Annotated in this window: 24 protein-coding genes; 7 read left to right on the plus strand and 17 right to left on the minus strand. The window is 71.8% G+C overall.

Annotated features, from left to right (window positions below; translation table 11 throughout):
• Positions 1–32: 32 nt before the first annotated feature.
• From pruA to AB0D10_RS15165, 3 genes are all read right to left on the minus strand, one after another.
• A complete protein-coding gene (gene pruA, locus AB0D10_RS15155; protein ID WP_360255826.1) occupies positions 33–1,661 on the minus strand; it encodes an L-glutamate gamma-semialdehyde dehydrogenase in 1,629 nt (542 codons plus the stop codon).
• Between the two features lie 245 nt (positions 1,662–1,906).
• Positions 1,907–2,998, minus strand: a complete 1,092-nt coding sequence (locus AB0D10_RS15160; protein ID WP_360255828.1) for an FAD-dependent monooxygenase — start codon at positions 2,996–2,998, stop codon at positions 1,907–1,909.
• Positions 2,995–3,591 (minus strand): PadR family transcriptional regulator, encoded by a 597-nt coding sequence (locus AB0D10_RS15165; protein WP_360255831.1) that lies wholly within the window; start codon positions 3,589–3,591, stop codon positions 2,995–2,997. The genes AB0D10_RS15160 and AB0D10_RS15165 overlap by 4 nt, the downstream gene beginning before the upstream one ends.
• A gap of 143 nt (positions 3,592–3,734) precedes the next feature.
• On the opposite strand from AB0D10_RS15165, the gene AB0D10_RS15170 reads away from it, so the two are divergent.
• Positions 3,735–5,336, plus strand: a complete 1,602-nt coding sequence (locus AB0D10_RS15170) for a helix-turn-helix domain-containing protein (protein WP_360255834.1) — start codon at positions 3,735–3,737, stop codon at positions 5,334–5,336.
• 56 nt (positions 5,337–5,392) lie between these two features.
• On the opposite strand, the gene AB0D10_RS15175 is transcribed toward AB0D10_RS15170, so the two are convergent.
• Both AB0D10_RS15175 and AB0D10_RS15180 read right to left on the minus strand, forming a co-directional pair.
• Positions 5,393–6,883 (minus strand): alkaline phosphatase PhoX, encoded by a 1,491-nt coding sequence (locus AB0D10_RS15175; protein ID WP_360255837.1) that lies wholly within the window; start codon positions 6,881–6,883, stop codon positions 5,393–5,395.
• Between the two features lie 305 nt (positions 6,884–7,188).
• Positions 7,189–8,376, minus strand: a complete 1,188-nt coding sequence (locus tag AB0D10_RS15180; RefSeq protein ID WP_360255839.1) for a hypothetical protein — start codon at positions 8,374–8,376, stop codon at positions 7,189–7,191.
• A gap of 136 nt (positions 8,377–8,512) precedes the next feature.
• On the opposite strand from AB0D10_RS15180, the gene AB0D10_RS15185 reads away from it, so the two are divergent.
• On the plus strand, positions 8,513–8,989 hold the full coding sequence (locus AB0D10_RS15185) for a VOC family protein (protein WP_360255842.1): 477 nt from the start codon (positions 8,513–8,515) through the stop codon (positions 8,987–8,989).
• A gap of 5 nt (positions 8,990–8,994) precedes the next feature.
• Here AB0D10_RS15185 and AB0D10_RS15190 read toward each other — a convergent pair whose 3' ends face one another.
• Positions 8,995–10,623, minus strand: coding sequence for a hypothetical protein (locus AB0D10_RS15190; RefSeq protein WP_360255844.1), 1,629 nt, complete (start codon positions 10,621–10,623; stop codon positions 8,995–8,997).
• 326 nt (positions 10,624–10,949) lie between these two features.
• Here AB0D10_RS15190 and AB0D10_RS15195 point away from each other — a divergent pair, with 326 nt between their 5' ends.
• The gene (locus AB0D10_RS15195; protein ID WP_360255846.1) at positions 10,950–12,281 is read left to right on the plus strand and encodes an MFS transporter; all 1,332 of its coding nucleotides are present in this window, start codon (positions 10,950–10,952) and stop codon (positions 12,279–12,281) included.
• Positions 12,282–12,597: 316 nt separating this feature from the next.
• Here the strand turns inward: AB0D10_RS15195 and AB0D10_RS15200 are convergent, their stop codons facing one another.
• From AB0D10_RS15200 to AB0D10_RS15235, 8 genes are read right to left on the minus strand one after another with little or no spacing between them, the layout of a single operon-like run.
• Positions 12,598–12,972 (minus strand): metal-sulfur cluster assembly factor, encoded by a 375-nt coding sequence (locus AB0D10_RS15200; RefSeq protein WP_360255848.1) that lies wholly within the window; start codon positions 12,970–12,972, stop codon positions 12,598–12,600.
• Between the two features lie 21 nt (positions 12,973–12,993).
• A complete protein-coding gene (sufU, locus tag AB0D10_RS15205; RefSeq protein ID WP_360255850.1) occupies positions 12,994–13,446 on the minus strand; it encodes a Fe-S cluster assembly sulfur transfer protein SufU in 453 nt (150 codons plus the stop codon).
• A gap of 20 nt (positions 13,447–13,466) precedes the next feature.
• Positions 13,467–14,726, minus strand: a complete 1,260-nt coding sequence (locus AB0D10_RS15210; protein WP_360255852.1) for a cysteine desulfurase — start codon at positions 14,724–14,726, stop codon at positions 13,467–13,469.
• Positions 14,723–15,487: a Fe-S cluster assembly ATPase SufC gene (gene sufC / locus AB0D10_RS15215; RefSeq protein WP_063349527.1), complete on the minus strand. Its 765-nt coding sequence runs from the start codon at positions 15,485–15,487 to the stop codon at positions 14,723–14,725. The genes AB0D10_RS15210 and sufC overlap by 4 nt, the downstream gene beginning before the upstream one ends.
• 6 nt (positions 15,488–15,493) lie before the next feature.
• Positions 15,494–15,811 (minus strand): bifunctional 3-phenylpropionate/cinnamic acid dioxygenase ferredoxin subunit, encoded by a 318-nt coding sequence (locus tag AB0D10_RS15220; RefSeq protein WP_360255855.1) that lies wholly within the window; start codon positions 15,809–15,811, stop codon positions 15,494–15,496.
• A gap of 5 nt (positions 15,812–15,816) precedes the next feature.
• The gene (gene sufD / locus AB0D10_RS15225) at positions 15,817–17,046 is read right to left on the minus strand and encodes a Fe-S cluster assembly protein SufD (RefSeq protein ID WP_360255857.1); all 1,230 of its coding nucleotides are present in this window, start codon (positions 17,044–17,046) and stop codon (positions 15,817–15,819) included.
• Positions 17,047–17,103: 57 nt separating this feature from the next.
• Positions 17,104–18,519, minus strand: coding sequence for a Fe-S cluster assembly protein SufB (gene sufB / locus AB0D10_RS15230; protein WP_360255860.1), 1,416 nt, complete (start codon positions 18,517–18,519; stop codon positions 17,104–17,106).
• Positions 18,520–18,528: 9 nt separating this feature from the next.
• Positions 18,529–19,380 (minus strand): helix-turn-helix domain-containing protein, encoded by an 852-nt coding sequence (locus AB0D10_RS15235; RefSeq protein ID WP_360255862.1) that lies wholly within the window; start codon positions 19,378–19,380, stop codon positions 18,529–18,531.
• Positions 19,381–19,550: 170 nt separating this feature from the next.
• Here AB0D10_RS15235 and AB0D10_RS15240 point away from each other — a divergent pair, with 170 nt between their 5' ends.
• Both AB0D10_RS15240 and AB0D10_RS15245 read left to right on the plus strand, forming a co-directional pair.
• Entirely contained in the window at positions 19,551–20,477 is a 927-nt protein-coding gene (locus AB0D10_RS15240; protein WP_360255864.1) for an ABC transporter ATP-binding protein, read from the plus strand.
• Entirely contained in the window at positions 20,474–21,289 is an 816-nt protein-coding gene (locus tag AB0D10_RS15245) for an ABC transporter permease (protein WP_360255866.1), read from the plus strand. Before AB0D10_RS15240 ends, AB0D10_RS15245 begins: the two co-directional genes overlap by 4 nt.
• Before the next feature lie 135 nt (positions 21,290–21,424).
• Here the strand turns inward: AB0D10_RS15245 and AB0D10_RS15250 are convergent, their stop codons facing one another.
• Complete coding sequence (locus AB0D10_RS15250; protein ID WP_360255868.1) at positions 21,425–22,138, minus strand: LAETG motif-containing sortase-dependent surface protein; 714 nt, start codon at positions 22,136–22,138, stop codon at positions 21,425–21,427.
• A gap of 576 nt (positions 22,139–22,714) precedes the next feature.
• Between AB0D10_RS15250 and AB0D10_RS15255 the strand changes: the two genes are divergently transcribed.
• On the plus strand, positions 22,715–23,662 hold the full coding sequence (locus AB0D10_RS15255; protein ID WP_360256018.1) for a COX15/CtaA family protein: 948 nt from the start codon (positions 22,715–22,717) through the stop codon (positions 23,660–23,662).
• A gap of 70 nt (positions 23,663–23,732) precedes the next feature.
• Here AB0D10_RS15255 and AB0D10_RS15260 read toward each other — a convergent pair whose 3' ends face one another.
• Complete coding sequence (locus tag AB0D10_RS15260; RefSeq protein ID WP_360255869.1) at positions 23,733–24,068, minus strand: hypothetical protein; 336 nt, start codon at positions 24,066–24,068, stop codon at positions 23,733–23,735.
• A gap of 149 nt (positions 24,069–24,217) precedes the next feature.
• Here AB0D10_RS15260 and AB0D10_RS15265 point away from each other — a divergent pair, with 149 nt between their 5' ends.
• Positions 24,218–24,859, plus strand: a complete 642-nt coding sequence (locus AB0D10_RS15265; protein ID WP_360255870.1) for a DUF2461 domain-containing protein — start codon at positions 24,218–24,220, stop codon at positions 24,857–24,859.
• 71 nt (positions 24,860–24,930) lie between these two features.
• On the opposite strand, the gene AB0D10_RS15270 is transcribed toward AB0D10_RS15265, so the two are convergent.
• Complete coding sequence (locus AB0D10_RS15270) at positions 24,931–25,878, minus strand: heme o synthase (protein WP_360255872.1); 948 nt, start codon at positions 25,876–25,878, stop codon at positions 24,931–24,933.
• Positions 25,879–26,166: the final 288 nt, after the last annotated feature.

Genomic DNA, 26,166 nt, shown 5'->3' on the forward strand with positions numbered 1-26,166 from the left:
GGCTACTGGAGCGGATCGGTCGGAGGGGCCGGTCAGCCCATGTGCGGGTAGCGGTAGTCCGTCGGCGGGACGAAGGTCTCCTTGACCGAGCGGGTCGAGGTCCACCGCGCCAGGTTCTGCTTGGCACCGGCCTTGTCGTTGGTGCCGGAGGCCCGGCCGCCGCCGAAGGGCTGCTGGCCGACGACGGCGCCGGTCGGCTTGTCGTTGATGTAGAAGTTGCCGGCGGCGAAGCGCAGCTTGTGCATCGCGTCCTGGGCCGCCGCGCGGTCCTGGGAGATGACCGCGCCGGTCAGGCCGTACGGGGACACCGACTCCATCTGGGCCAGCATCTCCTCGTACTTCTCGTCCTCGTAGACGTACACGGCGAGGATCGGGCCGAAGTACTCGTCCTTGAAGTACTCGCTCGCCGGGTCCTGGCAGACCAGGACCGTCGGGCGGACGAAGTAGCCGACGGAGTCGTCGTAGGTGCCGCCGGCGAGGACCTCGACGGAGGAGTCGGCCTGCGCGCGGTCGATGGCGGCCTTGTTCTTGGCGAAGGCGCGCTCGTCGATGACGGCCGACATGAAGTTGGACAGGTCGGTGACGTCGCCCATGGTGAGGCCGTCGACCTCGGCCGCGAACTCGTCCTTCAGCCCGGCCCACAGCGAGGCGGGGACGTAGGCGCGGGAGAGCGCCGAGCACTTCTGGCCCTGGAACTCGAAGGCGCCGCGGGTCATGGCGGTCTTGAGGACCTTCGGGTCGGCCGACGGGTGGGCGACCAGGAAGTCCTTGCCGCCGGTCTCGCCGACGATCCGCGGGTAGGTGCGGTAGCCCGCGATGTTGGTGCCGACCTCGCGCCACAGGTGCTGGAAGGTCGCGGTGGAGCCGGTGAAGTGGATGCCGGCCAGCGCCGGGTGCTTCAGCGCGACCTCGGAGACGGCCAGGCCGTCGCCGGTCACCATGTTGATGACGCCCTTGGGCAGGCCGGCCTCCTCCAGCAGCTGCATCAGCAGGTGCGCGGAGAACTGCTGGGTCGGGGACGGCTTCCACAGCACCACGTTGCCCATCAGCGCGGGCGCGGTCGGCAGGTTGCCGGCGATCGCGGTGAAGTTGAACGGGGTGATCGCGTAGACGAAGCCCTCCAGCGGGCGGTGGTCGCTGCGGTTCCACACGCCGTCCGAGGAGATCGGCTGCTCGGCCATGATCTGGCGGGCGAAGTGCACGTTGAAGCGCAGGAAGTCGACCAGCTCGCAGGGGGTGTCGATCTCGGCCTGCTGCGCGGTCTTGGACTGGCCGAGCATGGTGGCGGCGGCCAGGGTCTCGCGCCAGGGGCCGGCCAGCAGGTCGGCGGCCTTGAGGAAGATCGCGGCGCGGGAGTCGAAGGAGAGCGCCTGCCAGGCCGGGGCAGCGGCCAGGGCAGTGTCGATGGCGTCCTGCGCGTCGGCCTGGGTGGCGTTGCGCAGGGTGCCGAGCCGAGCCGCGTGGTTGTGCGGCTGGACGACGTGGATCTCGGTGCCGCCGCCCATCCGGCGCTCACCGTTGATCGTCATGGTCAGCTGGACCGGCTCCTGGCCGCCCAGCTCCTTCAGCTTGGCCTCCAGACGGGCCCGTTCCGGGCTCCCGGGGGCGTAGCTGTGGACCGGCTCGTTCACCGGCGCGGGGACCTGGGTCACAGCGTCCATAGAGCGCACGCTCTCCTTCGTTCAATGCGGGGGATTGCCGACGTGGGTCGCACGCCGGCCACAGCACGAACGCTATTCCTGGCCGCGGGGCCACTTGATTGGCCTGGCGGCTAAATTCCCCCGTACGGCGTTGTCCGGCCCGACGAAGGGGGTCACGCTGCGGTCACGAACCGGCCTTCACCCCGCAGCGCAGCACCCGCACCCCCGGCCGCCGTTCTCCCCCCGTCGGGCCTTCGCACCGCCCGTCACACCCCCGCCCCGGCGCTCGCCTTCCGGTTGTTGACGGCTGCGGCCTTCGCGGCGACCTCCTCCACCACGGGCCGCCGTGCCGCCTCGTAGGCCGCGAGGGCGCCCGGCAGCCCGGGATGCGACTCCAGACAGCGGGCCAGCTCGACCGCGCTCTCGACGGCCAGTGAAACCCCTTGGCCGGAGCTGTTGGACGGGGCGTGCACCGAGTCGCCGACCAGCACCAGCCGGTCCCGGTACCAGTGCGGCACGGACGGCATGATCTCCAGCCGCGGGAAGACCTCGACGGTCGCGGCGTCCGCCTCCGCCAGGACGTCCCGGGCGGGCAGGTCCTCGGCGTGCACCTTGCGCGCCAGCGCCAACCAGTCCTCCTGCGACACCCTCCGGGCCTGTTCCGACGTCAGCTGCTCGGGCTGCGGGATGTTGCTGAACCAGGCCGTGCCGGCGCCGTCCGGAAGGGCCCAGAAGCCGAAGAACGCCTGCCCGCCCTGCGCGAAGTGCATGGTCTCACCACGCCCGCGCGCCCCGTCCAGCCGGTGCGCGCTGTAGCCGCCGACGCCGATCAGGCCGGTGTACTGCGGGCCGGGCGCGGCCGGGTCGATCAGCTCGCGGACCACGGAGCGGGTTCCGTCGGTTCCGATCAGCAGGTCGCCGTCGGCGGTGCTGCCGTCGGCGAAGCGGGCGGTGACGCCGGTCGGGCTCTCCTTGACGCCGACCAGTCGCTTGCCGTACCGCACGGACAGGCCCTCCTCGCGCAGCCTCCGCTGGAGCACCTCGTAGAGCTCGGCGCGCCGCATCGCCCGGCCGCCCACCGGGAACTCGGCGAAGGTGCCGCCCTTCCCGTCCTCCATGACCATCCGCTCGATCAGCTGGCCGACGCCGTCGACCTGCTCCGCCAGGCCGACGGCGGCCAGCGCGGCCAGCCCGTTGGGGGCGATCATGAAGGTTCCGCCGATGCCCTCGGCGGAGGTCCCGTAGGCTTCGAAGACCTCCGCCTCGATGCCGGCCCTTCGCAGGGCCAGCGCCGTCACCGGTCCGGCGATGCCGCCGCCGATGACCAGGGCCTTCCTGGGTGTACGCGGTGCACTCATTGCAGACTCCCGAAGTACTCCTGCCAGGTCCGGATGAAGTCCGGCTCCTGGAGCTGTGTGACGAGGCGTTCGACGAAGGCGATCTCGGTCTCCAGTCCGCCGACCCGGTACTCCTCCTCGATCAGGAAGAGCCAACCGACGCCCTCCTCCGTGGCCTTGCGCAGCGTCGCCCGGATGGCCGCCACCTCGGCGGTCAGGGCGGCCCGCCGCCGCCCCAGGAGCTCCACGGCCTCGGCCGGCGGGAGCACCATGAGCAGCGACAGCGAGACCCCGAACGCGGGGTACTCGTGCTGCGGTTCGGCGACGAGTTCGCGCATCCAGTCGAAGAGCTCCGCCTTCCCCTCCTCGGTGAGGGCGTAGACGGTGCGCTCGGGCCGCTGGGTGTCGCGGACGGTTTCCCGTTCGGCGACGAACCCGGCCTTCCGTAGCTGCTCCACGACCATGTACAGCGAGCTGCGGTTGTACTTGATGTTGCGGTCCTTGGCGTGCTCCTTGAGTCGGCGCCCCATCTCGTACGGGTGCATCGGCTCGGCCAGGAGTTCGGCCAGGACCGCCAGTGCCAGCGGGTTCGACACCTTGCGTCGCTTCGCCACGAGACATCCTCATCTCTTGGTCAGTACTGACTATCCACTCTTGAATAGTCAGAGTCAACTATTTACGAGTGACGAACCAGAACTCTGTCCGCCCGGCTAAAATCAACCACACGGCGTTGTCCGAGCGGATGAAGGAGGCCCGAGTGACCACCCCCGGCCTCCCGCTCCGCCAGCTGCTGATGTCCCTGGGCGAACCGCTGGTCGAACTCCAGGCCGCCCCACAGGGGTTGGACGTCTCCGTCCGCGACGTCGCGATCCTCGACCCGGAGGACCCGCCCACCGCCGCCCCCGGCGAACTCGTCCTCGCGATCGGCGCCCGCGGCCGGGCCGCGCTCCCCGCCCTGCGCGCCGCCGGCCGGGCCGGGGCCGCCGCCGTCGCAGTCAAGCTGGACGTTCCCGGCCAGGCCGACGCCCTGCGCGAGGCCGCCACCGACGCGGGCGTCGCCCTGCTGTCGGTACGCCGGGAGGCCCGCTGGGAGCACCTGGACTCGCTGGCCCGGGCGATCATCGCCGGCCCGGACGCCCCCGACGCGCCCGGCGCCCCCGAACCCAACGCCGGCGACCTCTTCTCCCTCGCCCAGACCGTCGCCGTACTCACCAACGGCATCGTCTCGATCGAGGACACCTCCAGCCGGGTGCTGGCCTACTCCCGCTCCTCCGACTCCGACGAGGTCGACGACCTTCGCCGGCTGTCCATCCTCGGCTGGCAGGGCCCGGAGCCGTACCTGTCCAAGCTCCGCGAGTGGGGCATCTTCCAGCACCTGCGCAGTTCGGACGCCCCGATCGCGGTCGAGCCGCACCCCGAGCTCGGTCTGCGCCGCCGCCTGGCCGTCGGCATCCGGGCCGGGGCGCAGCCGCTCGGCACCATCTGGGTCCAGGAGGGCGCGCAGCCGCTGGCGCCGCTCGCCGAGCAGGCGCTGGTCGGCGCCGCCCGTGTCGCGGCCGCCCAGTTGGTGCGCCGCCGCCGGGAACTGTCCGCCGACGTCCGGCTGACCCAGACCCTGCTCACCGGACTGCTGGAGGGCTCCACCGGCCCCCAGTCGCTCGCCACCCACCTCGGCCTGGACCTGCGCCGCCCGGCCACCGTACTGGCGTACGGCGCGCACACCGCGGGGGCGCTGCACCGCTCCGACGTGACCGGCCTGATCTCGGTGCACACCGCCGCCCGGCACCGCACCGCGCTGCTCGCCCCGATCGAGTCCCGGGTGTACGTGCTGCTGCCCGAGCTGCCGCCGGGCCTGCCGATGACCACCGTGCGCGACTGGGCTTCCGAGGTGGTGACGGCCGCTCGGGAGCACCTCGGCGTCCCGCTGCGCGCCGCGATCGGCTCGACCGTCGACGCCCTGGCCCAGGTGCCCGACTCCCGCGCGCAGGCAGACCGCATCCTGGACGCGATGGGCCGCGGCGGGGTGGACCTCGACGTCGCGGCGCTGATCGACGTCCAGGCGGAGGTGCTGGTCAGCGAGATGGTGGCGCTGCTGCAGGAGCGCACCGGCCTGCGCGACCCGCGGCTCACCGCGCTCACCGCGTACGACCGCCGGCACGGCACCCGGCTGGCAGAGTCGGTGCTGGCCTGGCTGGACGCGCTCGGCGAGGTCCGGGTGGCCGCGGACGCCCTGCACATCCACCCCAACACCCTGCGCTACCGGGTGCGCCGCGCCGAGCAGTTGACCGGCATCGACCTCGCCCAGCCGCAGCAGCGGCTGCTGGCGATGCTGCAACTGCGGCTGCCCGCGGACGAGTAGTCCGCGGACAGCCGGTCGACCGTGGGGTTCAGGCCGGGTTCAGACCTGACGGTGCGTCACTCGCCGTAGCCCTGGCCGCGCTTGTGCTCGTTCAGCCGGCGCCACGGGCCGGTGATGGCCAGCTGGATGCCCGGGGTCTGGATGTTGGCGAACAGGGTCCTGCCGTCGTCCGAGAAGGTCACCCCGGTGAACTCGCTGAACTCGGGCTTCTCGGCGGTGCCGATGTTCAGCTCGTTGCGGGCGATCGGGTAGACCAGCCCGTCCTCGGTGGCGCCGAACAGGTGCGACACGCCCTCGCCGTCCTCGCAGATCACGATGCCGCCGTACGGCGAGACGGTGATGTTGTCCGGGCCGTCGAAGTTGTCGTGGTCGCCCCAGACGTCGGTGTTGACGCCCAGCAGGACCTTCAGGGTGATGGTGCGGCGGGCCGGGTTGTAGAACCACACCTGGCCGTCGTGCTGCAGCGGGCTCTCCGAGCGGGCGTAGCTGGAGACGAAGTAGAAACCGCCGTCACCCCACCACATGCCCTCCAGCTTGCGGGCGCGGGTGACCTCGCCGTCCTTGAACTGCTTGCGGACGGAGACGGTCCTGGCGTCGCGGTCCTGGACCTTGACCCAGTCCACGCCGTAGGTGGTGCCGACCTTGGTGGCGCGGGAGAGGTCGTCGACGAACTTGCCCTGCGCGTCGAAGACCTTGAAGGCCTCCAGCACGCCGGCGTCGGCGGCCAGCTTGCGCAGCTGGTGGCGGCCGTGCTTGAAGCCCGCCGGCGGGGTCCAGCGGAACAGCAGGCCGTTCGGGTTCGAGGCGTCCTCGGTCAGGTAGACCTGGCCCCGCTTCGGGTCGACGACCACGGCCTCGTGCGCGTAGCGGCCGAAGGCCTTCACCGGCTGCGGGTCGCAGTTGTAGTCGTCGTCGAAGGGGTCGACCTCGAAGATGTAGCCGTGGTCCTTGGTGAAGCCGTTCTTGCCGGCCTTGTCCTCGGTCTCCTCGCCGGACAGCCAGGTGCCCCACGGGGTCACGCCGCCGGCGCAGTTGGTGGCGGTGCCGGCGATGCCGACCCACTGCTCGACCGAGCCGTCCCGCTTGGCGTGCACGATGGTGCAGCCGCCGGCCGCGCCCGGGTCGTAGACGTGGCCCTCGGTCAGCGGCACCGGGTACGGCCAGTTGGCGCGGGCACCGGAGAGCTCGTGGTTGACGACCATGTAGTTGCCGCCACGCTCGTCCTCGAAGGCGGAGGTGCCGTCGTGGTTGCTCGGGGTGAACTCCCCGGTGCGCAGCTTGGTGACGCCGGCCCGGTTGAGGACCTGGTACGAGAAGCCCTTCGGCAGGGACAGCAGCCCGGCCGGGTCCTGGACCAGCGTGCCGTAGCCGACGGCGGTGCCGCCTGCGGCGTTGGTGCCGGCGGCCGCGGCGACCGGCGCCTCACCGCCGACCGGGGCGGCGATCGCACCGGGGGCGCTGGCCAGCGCCTCGGCGCCGCCGGCGATCAGCACGCCGGCCCCGACGAGGGTGGAACGGTTGACGAAGTCCCGGCGGGACAGCGACATGGCAGCAACTCCTGAGGGGATGAGCGGGTGTCGGGGCGGGATGCCGACGCCCAGCAGGCTCCGCCGGGCGGGTGAACCCGGCATGAAGCCCACCTCACATCGGGGCGGCCATTTGCCGACCGATGACCGACACATGACCTCCGCTTTGCCAAGCCGCCGCCGGCCCTGCCAGAATCCACGACACCGCCTACCGCAGGCACCGCCGATCCGCAGGCACCGCAGGCACCGCCCGCCGGACCTTCGGACCCCGCAAGCTGCCAAACCCCCGGACCTCTGGACCCCCGAACCACCGGACCGCCGGCTCGTCAGCGCCGCGCCGCCCGCCACTGCTCCCACGCCGCCAGCCACAGCTGCTCGGCCAGCCGGTGCTCCTCCCGGACCCCGGCCCCGCCGCCGGGCCGCTCCCGCCACAGCTGTTCCCAGGCCCGCTGCGCCGGCAGGCTCGCCACCTCGCTCGCGAACACCGTGTACCGGACGACCTCCTCGACGGCCGCCGCCCCCTCCGCCGTGCCGACCAGCCACTGCGTCTGCTGGGAGAGCCGGTTGAGGTGGTTGACCATCGAGGTCACCGCCGCCCCGGCCTCCTCCCGGGTCTCGGTGGCCAGCCGTACCTGCTGGCGCACCGCCGCCTCCCAGCGCACCGCGCAGGCGTCCCCGCGCAGTCCGCGCGGCAGTCTCGGGGTGCGCCCGGCCCGGACCTGCGCATCGATCGCGGCGGTCTCCGCGATGCTCTGCGCGACCAGCGACCGGTGCGCCTCCAGCCCGACGGCGGGCGGCAGTTCGCGTTCCTCCACCGGGACGTACCGGGCCTGCCGGGAGGCGAGGTCGCGCAGCAGGTCGGCGCGCCCGCGCAGGTACCGCTCGAAGTCGCCGATCCCGCCGAGCTCCACCCCGTCGGGTGCCACCCCGCGCCCGCAGACCGTCACGGTGAGCCCGCCGATCCGCAGCCGTCCGGCCCACACCGGCTCGGGCCCGACGGCCGCCCCGGCCCCGGGCCGCAGCACCGGCCGGTCCTCGTGCACCTCCACCGCGCGCGGCTCGCCCTCCACCGTGATCCACTCGCGCAGGGCCCGCACCCGGCCCGGCCCGTCGCCCTCGTCGACGCCCAACTGTTCGTAGACGCGGTCCCGTTCGTCCTCGACCACGTCCTCCAGCTCGGGCAGCGGCTCGCAGCTCTCGGCGCCCGGACGGTAGGTGCGCACGGTCACGTACGGGCCGGCCGTCGAACGCCAGTCGCCGCACTGCACCTCGACCCAGCGCAGCCGGCCGCCGGAGGTCTCGAAGGCGGACAGCGCCTCACCGGTGCGGGCCGGCCCGGCGGCCACGCCGTACACGGGGAAGTCGACCGAGGCGAGGGTCCGGCGGGAGAAGTCCTCCTGGTCGGCGAAACGATCCTCCTGACCCGGCCGGTCCGGGACCGGGAAGCGGCCCGCGGGGCCGGTGTTCCACTCCTGGGGCCTGCCGCCGTTCTCCCGCACCATCCTGTGCCGCACCCCCGACTCCTCGCGCCCGCACCGCTGACGCCACCTTACGTGCCCGCAGCTGCCGGGTCATCAGCCCGGCTGCCGGACGGGGACGGTGGCCGTGTCAGGACGTCCGGTTGTCAGCCGCGCTCCCTAACCTGGCGGCATGACAGCACAGAGCAGCACCATCGAGGCCGGAACCGGGTCGCCGAACGGCGTCCCCGCCCGGATCAGCATCGTCACCCTCGGCATCTCCGACCTCGACCGCAGCGCCCGCTTCTACGAGGACCTCGGCTGGCGGCGCTCCACCGCCTCCAGCCCGGAGATCGTCTGGTTCCGCACCGCCGACTCGGCGCTCGGCCTCTTCCCCACCGACGAGCTGGCCGCCGACGCGGGCGTTCCCGCCACCGGCGAACCGTCCTTCCGTGGCGTCACCCTCGCGGTGAACCTGGAGTCCCCCGCGCTGGTGGACGCCGCGATGAAGACGGCCGTCGAGGCCGGCGCCGTGATGGTCAAGCCGCCGGTCCCGACGAGCTGGGGCGGCTACTCCGGATACTTCGAGGACCCGGACGGCCACCTCTGGGAGCTGGCCCACAACCCGTTCTTCCGCTTCACCGAGGACGGCTCGCTGGACCTGCCCTGAACCGCCTAGCTCTTGGAGCGCGCCTTGAACGCCGCCTTGCGGGCCTCCTTGGCCACCGCCCGGTCCAGGTGCAGCTCCCCGATCGCCTCCAGGACGTCCGCCGTGTACGGGTGGTCGACCCGCCACAGCTCGCCGAACCAGGCCGCCGGATCGCCCTTCACCGGCAGGTCGATGATCAGTTCGCGGAGCAGCCCGGCGTCGCCGCCGCTGTCCAGCAGCTGGGCGGCGAAGGTGTCGACCACCGTCCACAGCGTCATCGTCCGGTCCGGCGCCGGCACGTCCGTCGCACCCCGCGCGGTCAGCCAGGCCCGCGCGGCGCCACCCAGCTCCGGGTCGTCCAGCACCTCCCGGACGGCCGGCCCGGCGTCCGCCCCCAGCAGGTCGAGCGCCGAGACGCACAGCATCCGCCGCAGCGGCCCGTACGCGTCGCTGCCGCGCGCCGCCGCGAGCAGTTCGCGCGCGGCGGCCACCGGCTCCCGGCCGGTGGTCCACACCCGCAGCTCCTCGTCCGGCAGCACGTTGACCGACTCGCACACCGCGCGCAGCAGCTCGGCCGCGTCGCCCTGGGCCAGCTCGCCGACCAGCGGGGCGTCGTAGCCGTCCTCCAGCAGCCACTGCCGGATGCCGTACTGGCCGAGCGGGGTGAGCCGGACCAGCCCGAAGCGGGCCGACTCCTCCTCGTCCAGCGGCTCCTCGCCGACGACGGCGGGCTCCGTGCCCTCCTCCTCGTCGAACAGCTCCGGGTCGATCGGGCGGTAGTCCAGCAGACCCAGCTCGGCCAGGTCGCCCAGCATCGGGTCCAGCGACACCATCACGTCGGTGATGTCGCCCAGCAGTTCCTCGCTCGGCTCCTCGCCCTCCGGCACCACCAGCAGCGCGGCCAGCACGCCCAGCGGCACGGTCTCGTTGCCCGGCTCGGCGAAGGCGGTGGTCTCGTAGAGCACCTGCAGTGCCTCGTCCAGCAGCTCGGCGGCCTCGTCCCGGGCCTCCTCGACCTCGGAGAGCCCGTCCTCGTCCTCCTCGCCCGGCTCGGCCCCGGCCTCCGCGTCGGCCCCCTCCGCCGACTCCTCCGGCATCGAGTCCGCCTCCACGGCCAGCTCCCGGACGATCCCGGCGGCGGTCAGCCACAGCTCCAGGACGATCTCCGGATCGCCCTCTTCGGCGGGCTCCAGGTCCGGTCCCGGGACGGCGACGTGCTCGCCCTCCGCGGTCGTGCCGAGTTCCACCAGGTCCAGGTCGCAGGCCAGCGACCAGGCCCGCAGCGCCTCGATCTCGGCCTCCTCCGGCACCTCGCCCTCGGCCGGGGCCAGGCCCAGCAGCCGCGCCGCGGGCGCCCGGTCCGCCTCGACGAGGTCGCCGAACTCGTCCACCGCCCGGTGCGGGGCGGCCCAGCGGGCCAGCGCCAGCGCGTACCCGAACATCGGGACGGCCTTCGCCTGGTCGGCCAGCTCCTGCTCGGGCGGCAACTTCACCGGCGGCACCAGGACCGCCGCGTCGTCGAGGTCCTCGTCGTCCAGCCCGTGCGCGGCGAACGCCCCGTAGAGGTCCTGCAGCTCCATGTCCGCGGGCAGCACAGTCTCGGCCGTGCCCTCTCCCGCCGAGGCCCCGGTGTTCTTGCGACGTCGTCCGGCCATCGTTGTGCGCTCTCCCTCAGCCAGCGGTCAGCCCAACAGCGCCGCGTACCGTTCCACCACCTCAGCGTATAGGTGTGGCACCCCCGATGCCCGGCCGCAAGGGGCGCACACGGGGGCGCGCGCCGTATACGTGCGCCCACCCCTTATCCTTCGCATGGGTACCGCGCACAACCCCGCGCGGGCCCCGGGGCAACGAAGCCCCCTTCTTCAGCTCATCCGCTCCACCTGGGAGCCCCGCACCGCGGCCACCACCACAGCGCCTCAGGACGGGCGCGCCGGCCTACCCCGCCGACCCTGGTGGCGCCCTGCCACAGGAGACCCCTCACATGGCGGACCTCTCCCCCGCCGGCTCCGGCCTGCGCACCGCGCGGCTCGACGGACGCCGACTGTCGGAGGCCCTGCTTCCCCTGGAGCTCGCGCCGCGCGGCCAGCTCCAGCTCGCCGCGATCAGCCGCTGGAACGCGCTGCGCGGCGTCCGCGTCGGCCTGGTGGCCGCCGCCCTGCTGTTCATGCTCATCGGTGCCAACCTGGCGACGCCGATCTACCCGTTGCTCCAGCAGCGTCTCGGGCTCGGCCCCCTCGACACCACGATCCTCTTCACGATCTACGTGTTCGCGCTGGTCCCGGTGCTGGCCATCGTCGGCCACTGGTCCGACCACATCGGCCGCCGCGCCCTGATCCTGCCCGCCGTCGCCTTGGCCGCCGCGGGCGACGTCGTGTTCGCGACCGCCGGCAGCTTCTGGCAGCTGGCGGCCGGCCGGGCCGTCCAGGGCATCGCCGTCGGCTTGTCCACCGGCGCGGCCGGGGCCGCCCTCGGCGACCTGCTGCCCGACCGTCCGACACTGGCCGCCAAGCTCACCCTGGCCTGTTCCGCCGGCGGCGTCGCGCTCGGCCCGGTGGTCGGCGCCCTGCTGGCCGGCGGCTCGGACCCGCTGATGACGCCCTTCCTGCTGCACGCCATCGCCCTGCTCGCGCTCTGCGTGCCGCTGGCCCTCGTCCACCCGCGGATGCCCGGCCGCAACCGCCCGCCGACCTCCCCGCCCCGGATCACCACCCCGGCCCACCTGCGCCCGCAGCGCCTGCGGCTGCCGCGCACCGGCCGCCGCGAGTTCCTGCTGGCCGCCTCGGCCGGCTTCGTCTCGTACGCGGTCTTCGGCGTCTACCTCAGCCTGGCCCCGGCCTTCGCCGCCAAGCTGCTGCACACCTCCTCGCACCTGACCGGCGCGATCGTGGCCGCCCTGCTGCTCGGTTCCTCGGCCGCCGCCCAGCTGGTCGTCCCGCCGACCTCGGACCGCGTGGTGATCGCCCTCGGCATGACCGGCCTGGCCACCGGCCTCGCCCTGGTCGTCGCCGCCGGGTACACCGGCACCCCGGCGCTGCTGTTCATCGGCAGCGTCCTCGGCGGATCCTGTCAGGGCGTGGCGTTCCGCTCCCTGTTCACCACCGCCGTCGCCGCGTTGGACCCGGAACGCCGGGGCTCCGAACTCTCCGCCCTCTGGGTGATCGTCTACCTCGGCAGCTCCCTGCCCATCGTCGTCGTCGGCGCCCTCGTCCAGGCCTACGGCCTGCTCCCCGCCGTCAGCGGCTTCGCCACCCTCGCGGCGCTCCTCTGCGCCGCCCTGGCGGTGGCCGTCGCCCGCAAGCCCGCGGCGGCCTGACCCCCGGCACCACGCACGAACGCCGCTGCCCGGGACCTCCGAAGAAGTCCCGGGCAGCGGCGTTTCGGCCTATGCGACTTCCACCCGCGTGCCGTCGTCCGGGAGCCGGAGGTACTCCTCCGGTTCCCCCCGGGCCCACATGGCGTACGGCGAGTCAGGCAGAAGCAACTGCGCGAACGCAACTACCGACATGGCTTCGCTCCCTCCGAGGTCGCGGCACCAGCCTGGCCACCCGCTGGCAGATACACCACTGCCGCGCAAACCTTTCCCTCGAAGGAGAGGTTTGCGCGGCAGCAGGTTGACGAAGGCCCGTCCGTCAGACGTTGAAGCCGAGCGCGCGAAGCTGCTCGCGGCCGTCGTCGGTGATCTTGTCGGGGCCCCACGGCGGCATCCAGACCCAGTTGATGCGCAGGTCCTTCACCAGCCCGTCGGTGGCGGTCTTGGCCTGGTCCTCGATGACGTCGGTCAGCGGGCAGGCCGCCGAGGTGAGCGTCATGTCGATGGTGGCCACGTCGGACTCGTCGATGTGGACGCCGTAGATCAGGCCCAGGTTGACGACGTCGATGCCCAGTTCGGGGTCGACGACGTCCATCAGGGCCTCGGTCAGGTCCTCGACCGAAACGGTGCCGGCCGTGGTGCCGACGATGATGCCGGCCTGCTCCTCCGCAGCGGAGGTGGTCTCGTCACTCATGGTCTGTCCTCCTCTGCGGGATCAGTCGTTCACGGCGGGGTGCTGGGCGAGCGCCTGGGCGGTGGCGTCCTTCCAGGCCATCCAGCTGAGCAGGGCGCACTTGACCCGGGCCGGGTACTTGGAGACGCCGGCGAACGCGACCGCGTCCTCCAGCACCTCCTCGTCGCCCTCGCCCTGGCCCTTGCTCTGCATCAGCTCCAGGAAGGCCTCCTGGACCGCCTGCGCCTCGCCCACGGACTTGCCGACCACCAGGTCGTTGAGCACCGAGGCGCTCGCCTGGCTGATCGAACAGCCCTGGGACTCGTACGAGACGTCGGCCACCGTCGAGCCGTCGAGCTTCACCCGCAGGGTGATCTCGTCGCCGCACGTCGGGTTGACGTGGTGCACCTCGGCGTCGCCGTCCCGCAGCCCCTTGCCGTGGGGGTTTCGGTAGTGGTCCAGGATGATGTCCTGGTACATCGAGTCGAGCTTCATGGTCGTCCTGCCCCGTCCCGTCAGCCGAAGAAGTTCCGGACGTGGTGCAGGCCGTCGATCAGCGCGTCGACCTCGCCCGGCGTCGAGTACAGGTAGAACGACGCCCGCGTGGTCGCCGGAATTCCGTACCGGAGGCAGACCGGCCGCGCGCAGTGGTGGCCGACGCGCACGGCGATGCCCTGCTCGTCCAGCACCTGGCCCACGTCGTGCGGGTGGATGTCGCCGAGGGTGAAGGAGATCGCGGCACCGCGGTCCACGGCCGTGCGCGGGCCGATGATCCGCAGGTCCGGGACCTCCAGCAGCCGCTCGACGGCGTACTCGGTGATCGCGTGCTCGTGGGCGGCGATCTTCTCCATCCCGATGCCGGACAGGTAGTCGATGGCCGCGCCGAGCCCGACCGCCTGGGCGATCGGCGGGGTGCCGGCCTCGAACTTGTGCGGCGCCGGGGCGTAGGTGGACGAGCCCATGGTGACGGTCTCGATCATCTCGCCGCCGCCGAGGAACGGCGGGAGGTCCTCCAGCAGCTCCTGGCGGCCCCAGAGCACGCCGATGCCGGTCGGGGCCAGCATCTTGTGGCCGGTGAAGGCGACGAAGTCGGCCTCCAGCGCCTGCACGTCCAGCACCATGTGCGGCGCGGCCTGCGAGGCGTCGATGACGACCAGCGCGCCGACCGACTGGGCCTTGCGGACGATCGTCTCGACCGGGTTGACCGTGCCGAGCAGGTTGGAGACCAGGGTGAAGGAGACCACCTTGGTCTTCTCGGTGATCAGCTCGTCGATGTTCGACAGGTCGAGCCGGCCCTCGTCGGTCAGCCCGAACCACTTCAGCTTCGCGCCGCTGCGCTGCGACAGCAGCTGCCACGGGACGATGTTGGAGTGGTGCTCCATCTCCGTGATGACGATCTCGGAGTCGGCGTCGACCTTGTACGGCTCGTCGGCCCAGGCCAGCATGTTGGCGACGAGGTTGAGCGACTCCGAGGCGTTCTTGGTGAAGATCACCTCGTTGCGGCTCGGCGCGTTGACGAACGCCGCGACCTTGTCCCTGGCGCCCTCGTACAGCGCGGTGGCCTCCTCGGCGAGCACGTGCACGCCGCGGTGGACGTTGGCGTTGTGCCGCTCGTAGTAGGCGTTCAGCGCTTCCAGCACCTGGCGCGGCTTCTGCGACGTCGCCGCGTTGTCCAGGTAGACCAAGGGCTTCTCGTCGTGCAGCAGCCGCTGCAGGACCGGGAAGTCCTTGCGGATCGCGTCGGTGTCGAGCAGTCCGGTAAACGGATGGGTCACGCGGATGCGCCCCCCTTCACGTACGCCTCGTAGCCCTCGTTCTCCAGCTTGTCGGCCAGCTCGGCACCGCCGGACTCGACGATGCGGCCGCCCGCGAAGACGTGGACGTAGTCGGGCTTGATGTACCGCAGGATGCGGGTGTAGTGGGTCACCAGCAGGGTGCCGACCTCGCCGGTCGAGCGGACCCGGTTGATGCCCTCGGAGACGATCCGCAGCGCGTCGACGTCCAGGCCGGAGTCGGTCTCGTCGAGGATCGCGATCTTCGGCTTGAGCAGTTCGAGCTGGAGGATCTCGTGGCGCTTCTTCTCGCCGCCGGAGAAGCCCTCGTTGACGTTGCGCTCGGCGAAGGCCGGGTCCATCTGGAGGGCGGCCATCGCCTCCTTGACCTCCTTCACCCACAGCCGCAGCTTCGGGGCCTCGCCGCGGACGGCGGTGGCGGCGGTGCGCAGGAAGTTGCTGACCGAGACACCGGGGACCTCGACCGGGTACTGCATGGCCAGGAAGACGCCGGCCTTGGCGCGCTCGTCGACGGACATCTCCAGGACGTCCTCGCCGTCCAGCAGCACCGAGCCGCCGGTGACGGTGTACTTGGGGTGGCCGGCGAGCGAGTAGGCCAGGGTGGACTTGCCGGAGCCGTTCGGACCCATGATGGCGTGGGTCTCGCCCTGCTTCACGGTCAGGTCGACGCCCTTCAGGATCTCGCGCGGGCCGTTCTCGGCCTCGACGGAGACGTGCAGGTCGCGGATTTCAAGGGTTGCCATGTGTACTCAGGACTCCTGGTTGACGGAGACGAGCACATCGTCCCCTTCGATCTTTACGGGGTAGACAGCGACCGGCTTGGTGGCGGGCAGGCCGGAGGGCTTGCCGGTGCGCAGGTCGAAGCTGGAGCCGTGCAGCCAGCACTCGATCATGCAGTCCTCGACCTCGCCCTCGGAGAGCGAGACGTTCGCGTGCGAGCAGGTGTCGTTGATCGCGAACACCCCCTCGTCGGTGCGGACGACGGAGACCGGCACGCCGTTGAGGTCCACGCGCTTGGGCACCTCCTCCTGGAGGTCGCTCAGCGCGCAGGCACGGAGGAAGCTCATCGCGTTCAGACCGCCGCTTCCAGCTCGGCGTCGATCTTCTCCATGAGCTGCTCCTGGATCTCGGCCACGCCGATCTGGTGGAGCAGTTCGGCGAAGAAGCCGCGCACCACCAGGCGGCGGGCCTCGTCCGCCGGGATGCCGCGGGCCTGCAGGTAGAACAGCTGCTCGTCGTCGAAGCGGCCGGTCGCCGAGGCGTGGCCGGCGCCGACGATCTCGCCGGTCTCGATCTCCAGGTTCGGGATCGAGTCGACCCGGGCGCCGTCGGTGAGCACCAGGTTGCGGTTGAGTTCGTAGGTGTCGGTGCCGAGCGCGGCGGCGCGGATCAGCACGTCGCCGACCCAGACCGCGTGCGCGTCCTGGCCCTGCAGCGCGCCCTTGTACGCCACGTTCGACCGGCAGTGCGGCGTGTCGTGGTCGATCACCAGGCGGTGCTCCAGGTGCTGGCCGGCGTCGGCGAAGTACAGGCCGAACAGCTCGGCCTCGCCGCCGGGGCCCGCGTAGTTGACCCGCGGGTGCAGGCGGACCAGGTCGCCGCCGAAGGTCACGACCACGGACTTGTACGTGGCGTCCCGGCCGACCAGCGCGTTGTGCTGGGCGACGTGGACGGCGTCGCGCTCCCAGTCCTGGACGGAGACGAAGGTCAGCTTGGCGCCGTCGCCGACGAGCAGCTCGACGTTGGCGGCGCGGATGCCGGTGCCGACGTGGTTGAGCACCACGACGGCCTCGGCGAACGGCTTGACGTCGATCACGACGTGGGCGAAGCGGACGCCGCCCTCGCCGCGCACGTCGATCCTGACCGGCTCGGTCAGCACCGCGTCCTTGGGAACGGTGACCACCAGGGCCTGCTCGAAGGCGCTGAACGCCTGCGCGGCCACCCGGTCCACCGGCGTGCCGGCCTTGCCCAGGCGGGCGTCGTCGCGGCCGACGGTCTCGGCGGTGACGCCGTCCGGGAGGGTGAACTCGACCTTGTCCTCACCGCGCGCGGCGGCAGCGGCGGTCCCGTCGTGCAGCCCGCCGAGGCGGTGCAGCGGGGTGAACCGCCAGTCCTCCTCGCGGCCGTGCGGCACCGGGAAGTCGTTCACGTCGAAGGACGGCTTGACCGCGACGCGCGCGTCGATCGGCTGCTGGACCGTGGCCCGGCCGGTGCCGGGGCCGGCGAGCTGCGCGCCCGCGCCGGCGGTGCCGACCTCGATCGACCCGGCGGTGGTGGAGCCGGTGGTGTTCTGCTCAGCCATGGCTGTTCGTTGTGCTCTCTTCCTCGGAAATCAGTGGACGGCGGCTACGGTCGGGGGTCAGCCGACCGCGCCCTCCATCTGCAGCTCGATCAGCCGGTTGAGCTCCAGCGCGTACTCCATCGGCAACTCGCGCGCGATCGGCTCGACGAAGCCGCGGACGATCATCGCCATGGCCTCGGTCTCGGTCAGACCGCGGCTCATCAGGTAGAACAGCTGGTCCTCGCTGACCTTGGAGACGGTCGCCTCGTGGCCCATGGACACGTCGTCCTCGCGGACGTCCACGTACGGGTAGGTGTCCGAGCGGGAGACCGTGTCGACCAGCAGGGCGTCGCACAGCACGTTGGACTTGGCGCCGTGCGCGCCCTCGCCGATCTCGATCAGACCGCGGTAGGAGGTCCGGCCGCCGCCGCGCGCCACCGACTTGGAGACGATGTGCGAGGAGGTGTTCGGCGCCATGTGCACCATCTTGGCGCCGGCGTCCTGGTGCTGGCCCTCGCCCGCGAAGGCGATCGACAGGGTCTCGCCCTTCGCGTGCTCGCCCATCAGGTAGACGGCCGGGTACTTCATGGTGACCTTGGAGCCGATGTTGCCGTCGATCCACTCCATGGTCGCGCCCTCGTACGCCACGGCGCGCTTGGTGACCAGGTTGTAGACGTTGTTCGACCAGTTCTGGATGGTCGTGTAGCGGCAGCGGCCGCCCTTCTTGACGATGATCTCGACGACCGCGGAGTGCAGCGAGTCGGAGGAGTAGATCGGCGCGGTGCAGCCCTCGACGTAGTGGACGTAGGCGTCCTCGTCGACGATGATCAGCGTCCGCTCGAACTGACCCATGTTCTCGGTGTTGATCCGGAAGTAGGCCTGCAGCGGGATGTCGACCTGCACGCCCTTCGGCACGTAGATGAACGAGCCGCCGGACCACACCGCGGTGTTCAGCGCGGCGAACTTGTTGTCACCGGCCGGGATGACGGTGCCGAAGTACTCCTTGAACAGCTCCGGGTGCTCGCGCAGCGCGGTGTCGGTGTCCAGGAAGATGACGCCCTGCTCCTCCAGGTCCTCGCGGATCTGGTGGTAGACGACCTCGGACTCGTACTGGGCGGCGACACCGGCGACCAGGCGCTGCTTCTCCGCCTCCGGGATGCCCAGCTTGTCGTAGGTGGCCTTGATGTCCGCAGGCAGGTCCTCCCAGGACTCGGCCTGCTTCTCGGTGGAGCGGACGAAGTACTTGATGTTGTCGAAGTCGATGCCGGTGAGGTCGGAGCCCCAGGTCGGCATGGGCTTCTTGCCGAACAGCTTCAGGCCCTTGAGCCGCAGGTTCAGCATCCACTCGGACTCGGACTTCTTCGCGGAGATGTCGCGCACGACCTCCTCGCTGAGCCCGCGCTTGGCCACGGAGCCGGCGGCGTCCGGGTCGGCCCAGCCGTACTCGTAGTTGCCCAGGCCCTCGAGCTCCGGGTGCGAAACGGTGTCAGTCATGCGAGCTTCCTAACGCGCGGACGCAGAATCTTCGGTGGACGTACCGGCAGTCGGCGCTGCATCGGAGTCGCGGCCCGCGGAACGCCGGGCGGACGACGATGCGGCACCGGGTGCCGGCACATAGGTGGTGCAGACCCCGTCGCCGTGGGCGATGGTGGCCAGCCGTTGCACATGGGTGCCCAGGAGCTGGGAGAAGACCTCGGTCTCCGCCTCGCAGAGCTGCGGGAACTGCTCGGCGATGTGCGCGACCGGGCAGTGGTGCTGGCAGAGCTGGGCGCCCGCCGGGGCCTTGGCCGCGGCCGACGGGACACGCCGCACCGTGGCAGCGTACCCGTCGGCGCTGAGCGCCTGGGCGAGTGCCTCGGTGCGTTCCCCCGCCCCGGCCAGGCGCAGTGCCTCCAGGTACTTCTCGCCCTGCTTGCCGAAACGGGCCCGGGCGAAGGCGGCGACCGCCTCCTCGCCCGCCTTGCCGCCGCCCACCGAGTCCGAGATCCAGCGCAGCGCGTCGGCGGCGAGCTGGTCGTAGGCCTGGTAGAAGGCGTCCCGGCCGCCGTCGGTGAGGGCGAAGACCTTGGCCGGACGGCCCCGGCCGCGGCTGCCGTAGACCCGCTGCTCGCGGGACTCGACCAGGCCCGCGGCGGCCAGTCCGTCGAGGTGGCGACGGACGGCCGCGGCGGTGAGGCCGAGCCGGTTCGCCAGGTCGGCGGCGGAGGACGGGCCGTGGTCCAGGATCGACCGGGCGACCCGGTCCCGGGTGGCGCGGTGGCCATCCAGCAGCACCTCGGCCGCCGTCACGGGCACGTCGCAGTGGGAGGCCGACTCGGCCTCCTGCTGCTGGGCGTGCTCGCGCATGTTTTTCACAACACCAGTGTTGCGTAATTACTTCCGTCGGGACAACCCGTGATCCAGGCCTCACCGGTGTCATCGATCACGCAGGTAAGCCTTACCTGGCCTGGGGGAACGATCATCGAGGCCTTCGGCACCACCCCACCCTGGGGGCGATCCGTGAGCCGCCTCTTACACTCGCCGGTATGCACTCCGAACCCGCGGTCCAGATCGCCGGGCTGGTCAAGCGCTACGGTGACAAGGCCGCGGTCGACGGCCTCGACCTCACCATCGCGGCCGGCGCGATCACCGCCGTCCTCGGCCCCAACGGCGCCGGCAAGACCACCACCATCGAGACCTGCGAGGGCTACCGCCGCCCCGACGCCGGCACCGTCCGCGTCCTCGGCCTCGACCCGGTCACCCAGGGCGCCGCGCTGCGGCCCCGGATCGGCGTCATGCTGCAGTCCGGCGGCGTGTACGCGGGCGCCCGCGCCGTCGAGATGCTGCGGCACACCGCCAAGCTGCACGCCCACCCGCTGGACGTGGACGCCCTGGTCGAGCGCCTCGGCCTCGGTTCCTGCGGCCGGACCACCTACCGGCGGCTGTCCGGCGGCCAGCAGCAGCGGCTCGCCCTGGCGATGGCCGTGGTCGGCCGCCCCGAGCTGGTCTTCCTGGACGAGCCCACCGCCGGCCTCGACCCGCAGGCCCGCCGGGCCACCTGGGAGCTGGTCCGCGACCTGCGCCGGGACGGCGTCACCGTGGTCGTCACCACCCACCACATGGACGAGGCCGAGCAGCTCGCCGACCGCGTCGCCGTCGTGGACCGCGGCCGGGTGATCGCCGACGGCACCACCGAGGAACTGTGCCGCGGCGGCGCCGAGAACGCCCTGCGCTTCGACGGCCCGCCCGGTCTCGACCTCGGCCCGCTGCTGAAGGAGCTGCCCGAGGGCGCCACCGCCGTCGAGACCGCCCCCGGCAACTACCGCGTCGAGGCGCCGGTGGACCCGCAGCTGCTGGCCACCGTCACCGGCTGGTGCGCGGCCTCCGGGGTCCTGCCCGAACGGCTGTCCGTCCAGCGCCGCAGCCTCGAAGACGTCTTCCTCGACCTGACCGGACGGGAGCTCCGCTCATGAGCACACCGAGCGAGGCGGCCGCGGGCGCCGTCGCCACCGACCACTCCCCCCGGCCCGGCGCCGCCCCGGTCGGCCGGATGCTGCTCGCGCAGACCGCGTTCGAGACCCGGATGCTGTGGCGCAACGGCGAGCAGCTGCTGCTCACCGTGGTCATCCCGACCGTGCTGCTGGTGCTGTTCTCCGTCGTGGACGTCGTCGCGGTCGAGGGCCCCGGCAAGCGGGTCGACTTCCTCGCCCCCGGCATGCTCGCCCTGGCCGTGATGTCCACCGCCTTCACCGGGCAGGCCATCGCCACCGGCTTCGAGCGCCGCTACGGCGTGCTGAAGCGGCTCGGCGCCAGTCCGCTCCCGCGCTGGACGCTGCTGACCGCCAAGACCGGCTGCGTCCTGGTGACGGAGGCACTGCAGGTCGCGCTGCTGTCGGTGATCGCGCTGGCACTCGGCTGGTCCCCGCACGGGCTCGCGACACCGCAGGGAGCCCTGGCCGTCGTCGCGCTGCTGGTCCTCGGCACCGCCGCGTTCTCCGGGCTCGGCCTGCTGATGGCCGGCACCCTGAAGGCCGAGGCCACGCTGGCCGCCGCCAACCTGGTGTTCATCCTGCTGCTGCTCGCGGGCGGGGTGGTCGTGCCGCTCGCCAAGTTCCCCGACGCGGTGCGGTCGGTGCTGGAACTGCTGCCGATCTCGGCGCTCTCGGACGGCCTGCGGTCGGTGCTGCAGACCGGCGCCGGGGTGCCCTGGGCGGACCTCGGGATCCTGGCCGGCTGGTCCGTACTCGGCCTGGCCGCGGCCGCCCGCTTCTTCCGCTGGGAGTGAGTGGCTCCGCGCCCCGCGAAGCCCGGCACCGCGACGGACGACGCCGCACGCACGGCACCCGGGCCGCATGACGCACGACGCCCCCCGGCCTCATCCGGCCGGGGGGGCGTCGCGGCTTCACGGCCGTCGGGAGCGTCAGCCCTCGCTGCTGCCACGGCGCTTGCGGGCGAGCAGGACGAGCGCGCCACCGACCAGCAGCACGCCGCCGCCGGCCGCCGCGATGATCGGGGTGGCGTCGTTGCTACCGGTCTGGGCGAGCACCGGCCCGCTGGTGGTCGGCGCCGGGACAGGGGTGTCGCTCGGGGTCGGCGTGGCCGGCGGAGTCACGGTCGGCGGCGCGGTGGGCGTCGGCGTGGGGGTCGGCGTCTTCGTCGGCGTCACGGTGGGTGTCGGCGTCGGCGTCTTCGTCGGCGTCGGCGTGGGGGTGGGGGTCTTGGTGGGGGTGGGGGTCGGGGTCGGAGTCGGAGTCGGCGTGTGGCACGGCTCGATGGTCTTGGTCTCGTTGATGTTCCAGCCCTTATCGTTCGGGTTCTCCGAGGTGGAAACCACCAGAGTCGCCTTGATCGGGGCCGTGTGGTCCTTCACCGGGAAGGTGCCGTGGAACTCGGCGGGGAAGGCCTTGGCGTCCAGGACCTTGTCGCCGTCGATGGTGAGGCTGACGGTGTTCTTCACGTCAGACTTGGGGCTGTAGTTGATCAGATCGATCACGATCTTGTCGCAGGTCACCGACCAACTCGGCACGTGCGCCGAGGCGTTGGTGGCCAGCGCCAGGGGCAGGAGAAAACCGGCCGCCGCTGTGCCGGCAAGTGCCGCCGCGCCGATCCCGATGTGCCGCTGCTGTCGCGCCATTACGCTGTTCCCCTCAGAACGGTCTTGTGCAGCAGGCGTGTTGACTGGTTCGCGGTGGCCCGCTACGACTGTCCGGGGGACTCTACCGGCACCCCCGCATCCCGCCACACCCCGCCGCACGACCGGATTTCGTCTGTCCGTCCGGTCCTTGATGTGCATGACCAGCCCATCACAGCCGCCACCTCGCAGAACGCGAGTTCGGCGAACTTGAATGAACTTCGTCACCTTCAAGACAGAACGGCGCCCCCGGTGATCTGGTTCAATCACCGCGGGCTCCGCTTCGGTCACTCGGCGAACATCCGGGCGTTTCAGGCTTATCAGGCCTTCTTGGTCGACTTGCGCCGGGCCGCCACCACGGTCGCGCCACCGGCGACGTCAAGACCATTGATCATGGCCGAGCGGAATGCCTCTTTTGTCCGCGCGTCCTCATCCGCGCGTCCCCGGCCACCGGCTCCGCGGCCACCACCGCCCGCGCCACCGCGCCCCGCCCCAAGATCGCCTGTAAGGCCGCCTACGATTGACCCCGTGCGTACCCCCTTCTCCCTGCTCGCCGAGCGCTGGCAGCCCTCCGCCGCGATGGTCCGGCGCGCCGCGTTCGCCGCGCTGGTGATGAGCGTGGTGATCGTCGTCACCGGCGGCGCCGTCCGGCTCACCGCCTCCGGCCTCGGCTGTACGACCTGGCCCCGCTGCACCGACGAGAGCCTGACGCCCACCGCCGAGATGGGCTTCCACGGCGTCATCGAGTTCACCAACCGGATGCTCACCTACGTGCTGAGCGCCGCGGTCGGGTGGGCGATCCTGGCCGCCCGCTGCCGCCCCCAGCCTTCGGCCGGGGGAGCCCCCAGCCCCTGGCGGCGCAGCCTGACCAAGCTCGGCTGGGCGCAGTTCTGGCTGGTGATGAGCAACGCGGTGCTCGGCGGCATCACCGTGCTGACCGGCCTCAACCCGTACACCGTCGCACTGCACATGATCGCCGCCATGGGCCTGGTCTGGGTCGCCCTACTGATGTGGGAGCGGTCGAAGGAGGGCGACGGCCCGGCCGTGCTCTCGGTGGCCCGGCCCATCCACCAGCTGTCGTACGTCCTGGTGACGGTCATCGGTCTGCTGGTCGCGGCCGGCACCCTGGTCACCGGCGCCGGCCACCACCCGGGTACGCCCAAGGACAACAAGATCGTCCCCCGCATCCCGATCGACTACGACCGCCTCGCCCAGTTCCACGCCGACCTCGCCTTCGTCTCGGTCGGCCTGGCCATCGCGGTGATCTTCGTCTTCGCCGCCGTGAAGGCCCCCCGGCCCGCCAAGGCCCGCGCCAAGGAACTGCTCGCCATCCTGGTGCTCCAGGGCGTACTCGGCTTCATCCAGTACTTCACCGACGCCCCCGAGCTGATGGTCGGCCTGCACATGCTCCTCGCCGCGCTGACCTGGATCGCCGCCCTCCGCATCCCGCTCGCCCTGCGCACCCGCGGGGATCTGCCCGTCACCGGACAGGTGCCCGCCCGGGAACCGCAGACCGCGACCGCCTGAGGCGCCCGGAACGACGGAGGCCCGGCTCCCCCGCACGGAGGGAGCCGGGCCTTCGCGGTGTCCGGGGGCGTCAGCCGCCGAGCTGGATGCCGGCCATCCGCTTCCACTCGTACGGACCGGTCTTGACCTTGAGGCCCAGCTCGCCCTCGAAGTCGTCGTGCAGGGTCAGCCCGGCCAGCTCCGCGGCCCGGCGGCCCACGGCGTAGCTGGGGGCCACCTGGTCGCCCCAGGCGCCGTCCGCGCCGACCACGACGATCCGGGTGGCCACGGCGCCGACGTACTCGACGACCGCGTCGGCGCTGCCGCCATGCTGCTTGGCGAAGCTGGTCAGGTTCTTGGCGATGCGCTTGGCGCGGCGCTCGGTGCGGGCGTCCGGCGCGGCGGCGGCGGTCTCTGCGCTGCTCATGCGCCCGCCTCGCTTCGCTCGGCAGGGGCATTCACCCGTGCGCACCTCTCGATGATTCGCTCACTTCGCTCGCTCATGCCCGCATGCTACCCAGCGGTAGTGCGACTGGCGACGGGAGCACCCTGTGCACCGGGACACATACTGGAGGCGTGACGTTCAAAGGCTGGCCGGACGAGGCGCTCGACTTCTACGAGCACCTGGAGGCCGACAACTCGAAGACCTTCTGGCAGGCCCACAAGGGGCAGTACGACCACGCCGTGCGCGCCCCCATGGAGCACCTGCTCGCCGACCTGGAGCCGGAGTTCGGGCCGGGGAAGATCTTCCGCCCGAACCGCGACGTCCGCTTCAGCGCCGACAAGTCCCCCTACAAGACGCACATCGGCGCGCACCTGGAGAGCGGCGGCTACGTCCAGCTCTCCGCCGACGGCCTGGCCTGCGGCAACGGCATGTACCGGCTCGCCCCGGACCAGCTGGAGCGCTACCGCGCCGCCGTCGCCGAGGACGTCACCGGCGCCGAGTTGGAGCGGGTGATCGCCCGGGTGGAGCGGGACGGCCCGCAGGTGCTCGGCCGGGACTCCCTCAAGACGGCCCCGCGCGGCTACCCCAAGGACCACCCCAGGATCGAGCTGCTGCGGCACAAGGGCCTGGTGGCCTGGCAGGAGTGGGAGCCGGCGACGTGGCTGGGCACCCGCGCCGCCCACACCCGGATCACCGGTTTCCTGCGCGCCTCCCGCCCGCTGCGGGACTGGCTGGACGGCCACGTCGGCCCCTCCGAGCTCCCCGCCCGCTGAAGCCCGCCGGGCCCGCCCCGGAAACGCGAGAGCCCCGGTCCACCGGACCGGGGCTCTCGCGCACGTACCTCTTACTTCACGAACGGGTCGACCGCGCAGACCACCATCAGCAGCGACAGGTAGGTGATCGACCAGTGGAACAGCCGCATCTCCTTGAGCTTGGCGCCCACGATCCCGGCCTTGGCCCGCGAGTACAGCGCGTGCGCCTCGCGCAGCCAGGCCCCGCCCAGCAGCACCGCGGCGACGGGGTACAGCCAGCTCATGTGCCCGAGCGGCCACACCGCCAGGGAGACGGCGACCATCACCCAGGAGTAGATGACGACCTGCTTGCCGACCGCCACGTTGCCCTTGACGACCGGCAGCATCGGCACGCCGGCCCGCAGGTAGTCGTCGCGCACCTTCATCGACAGCACCCAGGTGTGCGGCGGCGTCCAGAAGAACACCACCAGGAACAGCATCACGGCCGCCCAGGACACCGAGTTCGTGACGGAGGACCAGCCGACCAGCACCGGCATGCAGCCGGCGATGCCGCCCCAGACGATGTTCTGCGAGGTGCGCCGCTTGAGCCCCAGCGTGTAGACGAACACGTAGAACAGCAGCGCGCCCAGCGCCAGCCCGGCGGAGAGCCAGTTGACGCCGAAGCCCAGCAGCAGCGTCGACACGACCGCGAGCACGACGCCGAACACCAGCGCCTCGCGCGGCGACACCATCCCGGTGACGATCGGACGCCGCTCGGTGCGGGTCATCATCGCGTCGATGTCGCGGTCGATGTACATGTTGAGGGCGTTGGCGCCGCCCGCCGAGAGGTAGCCGCCGACCACGACCTTCAGCACCAGCAGCATGTTCGGCACGCCCTGCTGGGCCAGGAACATCACCGGCACGGTGCTCATCAGCAGCAGCTCGATGATCCGGGGCTTGGTCAGTGCGACGAACGCGCCGACACGGGCCCCGATCGGCCGGTGCGCAGGCGTCGCCCCGGTGACCCCGGCGGGACGGGTTTCGACGGCGGTCACTAACACCCCAACTGAAGATGAATCCTCGCAGGCGTCCCCAGGAACGAAGGGTCCCGAAATCGTCCGCTCTGCGCGTACCACGACACCATAGACGTTCCATATATCCCATCCGGCTCCGGGGTCCCCCGGCGAGGCCGAACCGCACACCCCCGGGTGAACCGACTGGGTGAAGCCACGAACCGTCCCCGGCGGTCCCCGCTAGCCCGTCCCGACCACCCCGGCGGCGGAGCGGCACGAAACAGGAGAGCCTGGGGCAAAACCAGTCAGACCGGCCTAGTGGGAATCACCATGCGG

Origin of the sequence: Kitasatospora sp. NPDC048545 (genome assembly GCF_040651155.1) — a bacterium.
Lineage (GTDB): Bacteria > Actinomycetota > Actinomycetes > Streptomycetales > Streptomycetaceae > Kitasatospora.